Source organism: Pseudomonas paraeruginosa, from assembly GCF_003025345.2.
Lineage (GTDB): Bacteria > Pseudomonadota > Gammaproteobacteria > Pseudomonadales > Pseudomonadaceae > Pseudomonas > Pseudomonas paraeruginosa.
Genome location: NZ_CP020560.1, coordinates 2538193 through 2548300 on the forward strand (window position 1 = coordinate 2538193; position 10108 = coordinate 2548300).

The window sequence follows — 10108 nt, forward strand, 5'->3', positions numbered from 1 at the left end:
ACGGGGAGGAGCCGACATGGAAGACCATCGACAGCCTCGCGCCGCGGCGCAGGCCGAGACACCCCTGTTTCCCGAGCAGACCCGGGAGAGCCTGCAGGCCCTGGTTGGCAAGCTGCAGCCACTGATCGAAGGGCGGCGGCTGGACAACCTGGTCGACCTGCTCTCGCTGCTTTCGGATCTCATCGACCTGCTCGACCCGGCCATGGTGGACAGGCTGGCGTCGCTCTTCGAACAGGCCACCAGTGTCGGCTGGTCCGTCGGCAACGCGGTGCGCGTGGCCAAGGCCGAGGTGTTGCGGGAGCAGCCGCCGAACCTGAAGGATCTGTTGCGGCTGTTGCGCGATGCCGATACCCGTCGCGGCCTGGCGCTGCTGCTGGGTAGCCTGCGCAGCCTGGGGCGGCAGCTCGCCGCGGAGCGGGAGGTCGCCCATGGTGCGTGACGACCTGCGCTGCCGTGCGGGCAACGAGACGCACTGGGACCCGACCGCCTACATGCAGTTCGCCCGACTTCGCCAACGGCCGGTGGTCGAGCTGCTCGACCATGTCGACCTGTATTCTCCGGAACGGATCTACGACCTGGGCTGTGGCACCGGGATCGCCACCGAACTGCTTGCCCGCCGCTGGCCGCAGGCCGAACTGCATGGCGTGGACAGCTCCGCGGAGATGCTCGAGGAAGCCGCGCGCCTGCCGATCAGGGCCAGCTGGGAGTGCGCCAACCTGCAGCATTGGTGCGCCGAGCGTCCGGCCAGCCTGCTGTTCGCCGCGGCGGTGCTGCATTTCATCGAGCGCCATTGCAGCCTGTTGCCGCGCCTGCTGGGCCAGCTGAGCCCGGGGGGCTGCCTGGCGGCGCACATGCCGAACTGGCGCGATGCGTCCTGGTATCGCCTGATGCTCGATGCGCTGGACAGCGCCGGCCCGGGCGGCACGCCGCTCGGCAGCCCGACGTTGCGCTACCTGATGCAGCAGCGCAACGTGCTCTCCCTGGACAACTACTACCGCCTGTTGGCGCCGCTCTGCGCGGAGGTGGACATCTGGGAGACCGAGCACCTGCAGGTGGTGGACGGCAACGACCCGATCTTCGACTGGGTCAAGGTCTCCGCCCTGCGTCCGGTGCTCGGCGAACTGGACGAGGAGGCGCGCCGGCGCTTCCTCGACCGTTACCTGGACCTGCTGCACCGCTACTATCCGCAGGAGCTCGACGGCCGCACGCTGTTTCCGTTCCGCCGCGTATTCGTCGTCGCCAGCCTGCGCCGCTGAGCGCTCCAGGCCGACCGCCGCTCAGTGGTCGGAGAGGAGGTCGACGGCGCCCGGCTTGTCGTGCGCGCCGAAGCGATCGACCAGCGTCGCGCTGGCGGCGTTCAGGCCGAGCACATCGACCGTCACGCCGCGCTGGCGCAGGCCCAGCACCACCTTGTCCAGCGCCGCGACGGCGGTGATGTCCCAGAGATGGGCGTGACGCAGGTCGATGATCACCTGGTCCACCTGTTCTTTCAGGTCGAAGGCGGCGACGAACCGGGTCGACGAAGCGAAGAACAGTTGGCCGGTGACCTGGTAATGACGGTGCGAACCATCGGCGGACAGCTGGCTGTCGATGTCCAGGTAATGGCCGATCCTGTTGGCGAAGAACAGCGAGGCCAGCAGCACGCCGGCGATCACGCCGAACGCCAGGTTGTGGGTGGCGAGGACCACCCCGACCGTCACCAGCATGACCAGGTTGGTCGACAGCGGGTAGCGCCGCAGGTTGCGGATCGAGTCCCAGCGGAAGGTACCGATCGAGACCATGATCATCACCGCCACCAGGGCCGCCATGGGTATTTGTCCGACCCAGTCGCTGAGGAACACCACCATCAGCAGCAGCGCGACGCCGGCCACCAGTGTCGACAGGCGGTTGCGACCACCGGATTTCACGTTGATGACCGACTGCCCGATCATCGCGCAACCGGCCATCCCGCCGAGCAGGCCGGTGGCGATGTTCGCCAGGCCCTGGCCCTTGCATTCACGGTTCTTGTCGCTGTCGGTATCGGTCATCTCGTCGACGATGGTGGCGGTCATCAGCGACTCCAGCAGGCCGACCACCGCCAGGGCGGCGGAGTAGGGCAGGATGATCAGCAGGGTCTCGAGGTTCAGCGGAACCTCCGGCCAGAGGAAGACCGGCAGGCTGGCGGGCAATTCACCCATGTCGCCGACGGTGCGGATGTCCAGTCCCAGATAGATGGAGAGGGCGGTGAGCGCCAGGATGCATACCAGCGGAGAGGGCAGCAGCCGGCCGATCCGTGGCAGGTGCGGAAAGCCGTAGATGATCGCCAGGCCGGTGGCGGTCATCGCGTAGACCGGCCAGCCGACGTGCGTGAGTTCCGGCAACTGGGCCAGGAAGATCAGGATCGCCAGGGCATTGACGAAGCCGGTCACCACCGAACGCGAGACGAAGCGCATCAGGGAACCCAGGCGCAGGTAGCCGGCGAGGATCTGCAGCACGCCGCAGAGCAGGGTCGCCGCCAGCAGATACTGCAGGCCGTGATCCTTCACCAGGTTGACCATCAGCAAGGCCATGGCACCGGTGGCGGCGGAGATCATGCCGGGCCGTCCGCCGGCGAAGGCGATCACCACCGCCATGCTGAACGAGGCATACAGGCCGATCTTCGGATCGACCCCGGCGATGATGGAAAAGGCGATCGCCTCGGGGATCAGCGCCAGGGCAACGACCAGGCCGGCGAGCACGTCGCCGCGGAGATTGGAGAACCAGTTCTGTTTCAACGTCTGTAGCATCGGGATATCCAGGGGCGAGGCGACGCCTGTGTCCCGGCGGCAGCGGGGCCGCGGGCGGTGTCGAGAAAGAAAAAGGACGGACGAAAAAGCGTTCAGGCGGGCGAACGCGGGCCACGGTCACTCGGACCGTTGTCGGAGGGGGGGGCAGGGCTATGGCGGAGTAGGCAGCCAGGTCATGGGGCGTGGCGGATGATCGCTTGCAGGGGCGGGCAGCTTAGCCGATTCGACAGCCGAGACCAAGCCCGATTCCGGCCAAAGCTTGCGCGACCTCCTCATCTCCCGCGGTCGGCGGCAGGGAACCAAACAAGCGAAACGGTTCTAAGCTATCGAGGGATCGTCCTCGCATGGAGAGAACATAATCATGTTCAACACTCGTTCTGTGCTCGCGCTGGTCGTGAGCCTGTCCCTGATCGGTGGCACGCCTGCCGCCCTGGCCGACCCGGGCAATGGCAAAGGCAATCCGCACGGCAACCAGATGGACGGAGGAAAGGGTAACAAGGGCAACAAAGGCAACCAGGGTGGGAATGACAACCATGGCGGGCCCGGCAACAAGGGCGGCGGCAACGCCGGGCAGAAAGGCAACTCCGGACAGAAAGGCAACGGTGGCGGCGACTGGAGCTCGGGACCGCGCATCGACGTCGGCGGCGTGCGGGTGATCCTCGGCGACAACCGCGGCTACTGGAGCCCGGGGCCGGCGCTGCCGCCGGGAATCCAGAAGAACCTGGCGCGCGGCAAGCCGCTGCCGCCCGGCATCGCCAAGAAACTCGACGGCCGCCTGCTGGGCCGGCTGCCGCACTATGACGGCTACGAGTGGATGCAGGCCGGTACCGATCTGCTCCTGGTGGCGGTCGCGACCGGGCTGATCTACGAAGTGCTGGACAACGTCCTCGACTGAGAGCCTTCGCTGCGCAGGGCGGATGGCGCCACGGGCGCTATCCGCCGGGATTTGCGCTGAAATGGCGGATAGCCGCGTCGCGGTTGTCCGCCCTGCATCGTGGAAACCTTTTCCTTGCTTCTGGTCAGGCGCGCAGGCGTTGCAGGGCATCGCCCAGTTGCGCGGAGAGGCCGTGGAGGTCGCGGCTGGCGGCTTCGGTCTGCTCCACCTGTTCCTGGTTGCTGGAGGCGATCGAAGCGATTTCCGTGAGGTTGCGGGAAATGTCCTCGGCCACTGCGGTCTGTTCCTCGGCGGCGGTGGCAATCTGGCGGTTCATGTCGCGGATCGACTCCACCGAGGTGGTGATCCGGCGCAGCATCGCGCCGGCGTTGGCGACCTGTTCGGCGCCGGCCTCGCTGCGCGACTGGCCGCTCTCGATGGCGCGCGCGGCATTCACCGCGCCGTTCTGCACGGTATCGATGATCTGGTGGATCTCGGCGATCGATTCGGCGGTGCGCTGCGCCAGCGTGCGCACCTCGTCGGCGACCACCGCGAAGCCACGTCCGGCCTCGCCGGCGCGGGCGGCTTCGATGGCCGCATTGAGGGCCAGCAGGTTGGTCTGTTCGGCGATGCCGCGGATCACGTCGAGGACCTTGCCGATCCGGCCGCTGTCGCTTTCCAGTTGGCGGATCACTTCCACCGTGCGGTCGATTTCCCTGCGCATCTCGTCGATGCTGCGGATCGTTTCTTCCATCACGTCCTCGCCGCGCTGGGCGGAATCGTCCGCCTCGTCGGCGGCCCTGGCCGCGTCGCCGGCATAGCGTGCGACTTCCTGGGCGGTGGCGGACATTTCCTGCATCGCCGTGGCGACCTGGTCGGTGCGGCTGAACTGTTCGCGGGTGCCGGCCGCCATCAGGCTGGCGATCGCGTTCAGCGAGCCGCTGGCACTGTCCAGTTCGCGGGTGCTGCGGCGCAGCCGGTCGAAGATGTCCACCAGGAAGTCGCGCAGGGTGTTGGCGGCCAGGGCCAGCTTGCCGAGTTCATCCCGGCGCTGGATCTCGATGCGCTCGCCGAAGTCGCCGTGGCTGAGCTGGGCGATATGTTCGATCAGGCGTTGCACCGGACGGACCAGGTTGCGGTTGACCAGCCACAGGCTGAGCAGGGCCACGGCGAGGCTGGCGCCGACCAGCACCAGGCTGCCGAGCAGCACGGTGTTCCGGGCTTCGGCGCTGATGGCAGTGGATTGCCGATCACTGGCCTGGTGCAACTCGTCGCGCAGGGCCTGCATCTGCGCGGTGGTGGCGCGGTCGATGCCGGTCACCGCCTGGTCGCCGGCGACGGGGTCGGCGCCGGCTGCGAGGAAGCGCTGTCGGCCCTGGCGGTAGGCGACGCCGAGCTGCCGATGTTCTTCTCGCAGGCGTTCGACCTGGGTCTTCAGCTCGCCTTCGGCAAGGTTGCCGAGCCGGCCGAGAATGTCCTGTACCGCCCGCTCCTGGGTTTCGAACTGGTTCCAGTATTTCGCCTGGGCCTCCGCCTGCCGCCCGCGCAGCAGGACGTTCTTCCATTCCTGGACCTGGCCACGGAACTGCAGGTTGGCTTCGTCGATCAGTTGTGCCGCCTGCACCGGGCCGCCGAGCAGGTCGCGATAGGCGCGCACGTCTCCGGTCAGCGAGCCGAAGCAGGCCAGGGCGATGAGCAGCAGTGCCGCCAGGCTGCCGCCGAGCAGGACAAGAATTTGTGCACGTAGGGATTGTTGCAGCATGGAACGCCTCGATGGATTGCCAGGTTGGGCCGGCACGCAGGCTGCGACGGGGCAGCCGAGGACGTCCCTGTGGCCCGGCGAGGCGGGCATGGCGCGTGTTCCGGCTCGCAGAGTATCGACAGCGGATCTGACAACTTGAGGACGATGCGGAGGCCGGGCCAGAGCCGACGAAGGGATATAGCTGGCATGGATGTTCGGCGGGTGTTCGGTTAGTCTCTGTGATGCGTGTCACACTGTGCCAGTCGAAGGAACTGACTCATGGATGTCCCCCCCACCGTTCAGGATGAACCAGCCGTTTCCCGCCAGCTGCACTCGCTGAGCGTGCGCAATCTCGCGCACCTGGCCGCCGCGCTGACCCAGCTGGGCTTCGAGCTGTCGCGCAGTTCGGATCCCGGTACGCGCCAGGCGGCCAGCACCTTCATCGGCCAGTTGGCCAGCATCAACCAGGATATCGACCGGCAGATCGAGCTGCTCGGCGCGCTGGATGCCGACAAGGTCGGTTTCCGCCTGCTGGACGAAGTGGAATATCCGGAGGCGCCCGAGTGAGCGGGGCGAGGGACAGGCAGTCGGGACGGGAGCGTTGCGGGCCGAGAGCGGCAGTCTCTCGGCGTGACGGGAGTCAGTCTTCCTGGCGCAGATCGCTGAGCATCTGTTCCCAGTACTGGTTGGCCTTGCGGTTGAGGTCGAAGGCGGCCTGGCGCAGCTGGTCGTATTCGGCGCCGCTGTAGCCACTTTCGCGCAGTTTCTGGCGTGCGGCATCGGCTTCTTCGCGCAGGCGGTTGTAGGTTGCCTGGTCGTCGGCCCAGGTCCTGCCTGTGCGCCGGGTGTATTTGTCCTGGGATTCAGCCATGGGTTCTCCTTGCGGGCCGGGTGGTTCTCGGAAAAACACTGCGCTGAACAGACTTTGTCCGTCGGCAAAAATTCAAAAAAATCTGACAGATTGCCTGTCTTCGCGAGTGGTACAAGCGTCCCAACCTTGATCGGCTGCCGATGAAATTTGTGCGTTCCTCGCCAAGTCGGCTAGCTTGTTCAGGCTTGCGTGTTGGCGCGTCCGTTCTCTCCGGTAAGCTGGAAAGGCGGCGGTCGGGCACCAGGAGGCGCGGCGGCGGCATGGCAACGGGTGTTGACTTCATCTCTCCCGACAGGGTTTGCGAGTAAGGAAAGGCTATGAGAAACAGGGCGTCCGGCTTGGCGCTGGCGATTGTGGCGGGACTCGTGGCGGGGTGCGCCAGCAGTGGCTATCAGCCGGAAGTCGAGTGGCCGGCCGGCTGGCAGGTGATCACCGAGAGCATCCCGCTGGAAGCCGCCGAGGCCGACCAGCTCGGCTCGCGCCAACTGGCGACGAAGGTCGGCCCGGGCGGCGAAAAGGAAGCGAGCATCGAACTGCTCAGCCTGAAGATGCTGGAGGAGGAGTCGGTGGAAATCGACGGCCAGTTCCAGAGCGTCTTCGACGTCGTCCAGTCGGGCTACCGCAAGGCCGGACTCGGCTCGCGCTGCACCACGCCGATCCGCTCCAATCTCGGCGGCCTGGCGTCGCTGGAGACCCATTGCCGGATCAGCCAGGGCAGCGAGGTCCTGCTGACCCAGATCGTGGCGATGGCCCTGGGGCAGCGGGCCATGTATTCCCTCGTGTATACCGCCAGCCCGGCCAACAGCGTGGTCTACCGGCAAAGCTACCTGCGCACCCGGGCCAGCCTGGTCCTGCGCTGAGGCGCCAGCCGGCCGTCTCCAGGGCGCGGCCGGCGCCGCTCAGGCTTCCTCGGGCGGTGCCTGGACGCTGAGATAGCGATGGGCGCCGCAACGCCGGCAACGTTGGCGCAGCATCAGATCGGGGCCTACCGTGACCAGGCTGCCTGGGTCCCAGCGGCAACCTCGCAAGAAGCAACGCAAGCGCATGAATCCTCCCGGCGGGGCGCGGCCCCGTCCACAGAACAGGCAGTGGCGGCATGGTTCACTCCGGCTTGTTCTTGTGTGGAGATGCGGGCAGCCTGCGGCGAAGCCTCTAGAATGGGCAACCTAAATTCACCGGCTATTCGGCGGCGGGATTCATCACCCAGCTGGCTGCGGTGACCTGGGGGGCCAGGCACAACTCGCCGACCATCTGCTCCACCAGCGAGTCCTCCTTGTGCAGGGTGAACACCACCGCGTTCACCTCCACGTTGCCGCTGCCTTTCAGCGCGTGGCTTTCCAGGCTCTGCAGGTTCAGGCGGTTGTCGCCCATGCGTTGCAGCAGTTGCATGCGCACCAGGGCTTCGTTGCGCGCCTCGCAGGACACGCTGATCTGGTAGAAGCGCTCCTGCTCGGCCTCGCCCGAGGTGTGGCGCTCCACCACGCGGCCGAGGGCGGGGAGGAACAGGTTGGCGATGACGATCAGGGCGGTGGTCAGGCAGGCCGCCAGGATGAACCCGCTGCCCGCCAGGACGCCGATCGCACCGGTGCTCCAGATGCTCGCAGCGGTACTCAGGCCGCGCACGCTGAGGCCGTCGCGCATGATCACGCCGGCGCCGAGGAAGCCGATGCCGCTGACCACCTGGGCCGCCATGCGGGTCACGCTGACCTCGTTGTCGAGCAGCAGCGGCAGGATCGAGAAGCTCGCGGCGCCGAGCGCGACCATCGCGTGGGTGGCCATGCCCGAGGAACGCTGCCGCCATTGCCGCTCGAGGCCGACCAGCGCGCCGAGGCAGAGAGCCGTCACCAGGCCGATGGCGATATCCGGGGTCATGCTGTGCTCCTGGCAGGAAAACCGCCCATTGTACCCTTTGCCAGCAGTCGCCGCAGGCGAGGGCCGGCACATGCGGCTCGCCGCTTGCGTTTACCTTTACGTTAACGTAAACATGCACTTCGACTTCACCGATACCGGCGGACCGGTGTCCGTCGTCGCGTCCTTGCGGCGAGGGACGACGGTTCAGCGACATTCCCAGAACAACCACAACAAGGGAAAGCCATGAATCAGCCGAGCTATACCTCGGGTCGCCAGGACGTCGCCTTGCTGGCGATGACCGTCGGCGACGCCTTCGACACCGCTGCCGCGCGGCATGCCGAGCGCGAGGCGCTGGTGGTGCGGCACCAGGGGCTGCGCTACAGCTGGCGGCAGTTGGCGGAGCGGGTCGACACCTACGCCCGCGCCTTCATCGCCCTCGGCCTGCGCCCCGGCGAGCGTCTGGGAATCTGGGCGCCGAACTGCGCCGAGTGGTGCATCACCCAGTTCGCCAGCGCCAAGGTCGGCGCGGTGCTGGTGAACATCAACCCGGCATACCGCAGCAGCGAACTGGAATACGCGCTCAAGCAGTCCGGTTGCAGCTGGCTGGTCTGCGCGGACGCCTTCAAGACCAGCGACTACCACGCGATGCTCGGCGAGCTGCTGCCGGAACTCGCCGAGGGGCGTCCGGGCGAGCTGGCCAGCGAGCGCCTGCCGGAGCTGCGCGGCGTGGTCAGCCTGGCCGAGCGCGCGCCGGCGGGTTTCCTGCACTGGCAGGGCTTGCCAGGGCTGGCCGAGGCGGTGGGCGCGGAGGAACTGCGCCAGCGCCAGGCGTCGTTGCAGTTCGACGAGCCGATCAACATCCAGTACACCTCCGGCACCACAGGCTTCCCCAAGGGCGCCACGCTCAGCCACTACAACATCCTCAACAACGGTTACCTGGTCGGCGAGAGCCTCGGCCTTGGTGCGCAAGACCGCCTGGTGATCCCGGTGCCGCTGTACCACTGCTTCGGCATGGTGATGGGCAACCTCGGCTGCGTCACCCATGGCTCGACGATGATCTACCCGGCGCCCAGCTTCGACGCCGAGGCGACCCTGCTGGCGGTGGCCGAGGAGAGGGCCACCGCGTTGTACGGGGTGCCGACCATGTTCATCGCCGAGCTGGATCACCCGCGCCGCGGCGAGTTCGATCTCTCCAGCCTGCGCACCGGGATCATGGCCGGCGCGACCTGTCCGATCGAGGTGATGCGGCGGGTCATCGACGAGATGCACATGGCCGAGGTGCAGATCGCCTACGGCATGACCGAGACCAGCCCGGTGTCGCTGCAGACCGGGCCGGACGATGGCCTGGAGCTGCGCGTGACCACTGTCGGACGGACCCAGCCGAGGCTGGAGAGCAAGATCGTCGACCAGCAAGGCAGGGTGGTGCCGCGCGGCGAGATCGGCGAGCTGTGCACCCGTGGCTACAGCGTGATGCTCGGCTACTGGAACGACCCCCAGGCCACCGCCGAGGCCATCGACCCGGCGCGCTGGATGCACACCGGCGACCTGGCGCTGATGGACGACGACGGTTATGTGCGCATCGTCGGGCGCAGCAAGGACATGATCATCCGCGGCGGCGAGAACATCTATCCGCGCGAGCTGGAGGAGTTCTTCTTCACCCACCCGGCGGTGGCGGACGTCCAGGTGATCGGCATCCCCGACGAGCGCTACGGCGAAGAGATCGTCGCCTGGATCAAGCTGCATCCGGGGCACCGCGCCGATGACGAGCAACTGCGCGCTTTCTGCAAGGAGCGCATCGCTCATTTCAAGGTCCCGCGGCATTTCAAGTTCGTCGACGAATTCCCCATGACCGTCACCGGCAAGATCCAGAAGTTCCGCATGCGCGAGGTCAGCATCGAGGAGGTTCGCCTGCTGCCTCACCGCCGCTGAGGGTCGGCAGAGGGATGGAGCGTCGCCGCGCTCCTGCGCTAAGGTGGCGAGTGGCGCGCGGCTAGGCGAGAGAGACG

The 10108-nt window shown here is 67.1% G+C and carries 11 protein-coding genes; 6 read left to right on the forward strand and 5 right to left on the reverse strand.

The genetic code is table 11. From position 1 onward, the window contains the following. The first annotated feature begins 16 nt into the window (after positions 1-16). Complete coding sequence (locus tag B7D75_RS12340; protein WP_003150667.1) at positions 17-439, forward strand: DUF1641 domain-containing protein; 423 nt, start codon at positions 17-19, stop codon at positions 437-439. Further along, the gene (locus B7D75_RS12345) at positions 429-1256 is read left to right on the forward strand and encodes a methyltransferase domain-containing protein (protein WP_107114050.1); all 828 of its coding nucleotides are present in this window, start codon (positions 429-431) and stop codon (positions 1254-1256) included. Before B7D75_RS12340 ends, B7D75_RS12345 begins: the two co-directional genes overlap by 11 nt. A gap of 21 nt (positions 1257-1277) precedes the next feature. Here the strand turns inward: B7D75_RS12345 and B7D75_RS12350 are convergent, their stop codons facing one another. Continuing rightward, on the reverse strand, positions 1278-2765 hold the full coding sequence (locus tag B7D75_RS12350; protein ID WP_053817118.1) for a SulP family inorganic anion transporter: 1488 nt from the start codon (positions 2763-2765) through the stop codon (positions 1278-1280). A 361-nt stretch (positions 2766-3126) separates the two neighbouring features. On the opposite strand from B7D75_RS12350, the gene B7D75_RS12355 reads away from it, so the two are divergent. Next, positions 3127-3660 (forward strand): anti-virulence regulator CigR family protein, encoded by a 534-nt coding sequence (locus B7D75_RS12355; protein ID WP_034080471.1) that lies wholly within the window; start codon positions 3127-3129, stop codon positions 3658-3660. 124 nt (positions 3661-3784) lie between these two features. Here B7D75_RS12355 and ctpH read toward each other — a convergent pair whose 3' ends face one another. Next, positions 3785-5491, reverse strand: coding sequence for a methyl-accepting chemotaxis protein CtpH (ctpH, locus tag B7D75_RS12360; protein WP_074197426.1), 1707 nt, complete (start codon positions 5489-5491; stop codon positions 3785-3787). A 168-nt stretch (positions 5492-5659) separates the two neighbouring features. Between ctpH and plzR the strand changes: the two genes are divergently transcribed. After that, on the forward strand, positions 5660-5947 hold the full coding sequence (gene plzR, locus B7D75_RS12365) for a type 4 pili assembly inhibitor PlzR (protein ID WP_034080469.1): 288 nt from the start codon (positions 5660-5662) through the stop codon (positions 5945-5947). Positions 5948-6020: 73 nt separating this feature from the next. On the opposite strand, the gene srfA is transcribed toward plzR, so the two are convergent. Then, complete coding sequence (srfA, locus tag B7D75_RS12370; protein WP_003150659.1) at positions 6021-6251, reverse strand: stress response facilitator SrfA; 231 nt, start codon at positions 6249-6251, stop codon at positions 6021-6023. Positions 6252-6568: 317 nt separating this feature from the next. On the opposite strand from srfA, the gene B7D75_RS12375 reads away from it, so the two are divergent. Continuing rightward, positions 6569-7111: a DUF4946 domain-containing protein gene (locus B7D75_RS12375; protein ID WP_107114051.1), complete on the forward strand. Its 543-nt coding sequence runs from the start codon at positions 6569-6571 to the stop codon at positions 7109-7111. Between the two features lie 39 nt (positions 7112-7150). On the opposite strand, the gene B7D75_RS30005 is transcribed toward B7D75_RS12375, so the two are convergent. Together B7D75_RS30005 and B7D75_RS12380 are read right to left on the reverse strand one after the other, a co-directional pair. Continuing rightward, positions 7151-7297, reverse strand: a complete 147-nt coding sequence (locus B7D75_RS30005) for a PSPA7_2676 family Cys-rich small protein (RefSeq protein ID WP_012075513.1) — start codon at positions 7295-7297, stop codon at positions 7151-7153. Between the two features lie 133 nt (positions 7298-7430). After that, positions 7431-8123 (reverse strand): MgtC/SapB family protein, encoded by a 693-nt coding sequence (locus B7D75_RS12380; RefSeq protein WP_012075514.1) that lies wholly within the window; start codon positions 8121-8123, stop codon positions 7431-7433. Positions 8124-8345: 222 nt separating this feature from the next. Between B7D75_RS12380 and B7D75_RS12385 the strand changes: the two genes are divergently transcribed. Next, complete coding sequence (locus B7D75_RS12385) at positions 8346-10031, forward strand: AMP-binding protein (RefSeq protein WP_034080466.1); 1686 nt, start codon at positions 8346-8348, stop codon at positions 10029-10031. The last annotated feature ends 77 nt before the right edge of the window (positions 10032-10108 follow it).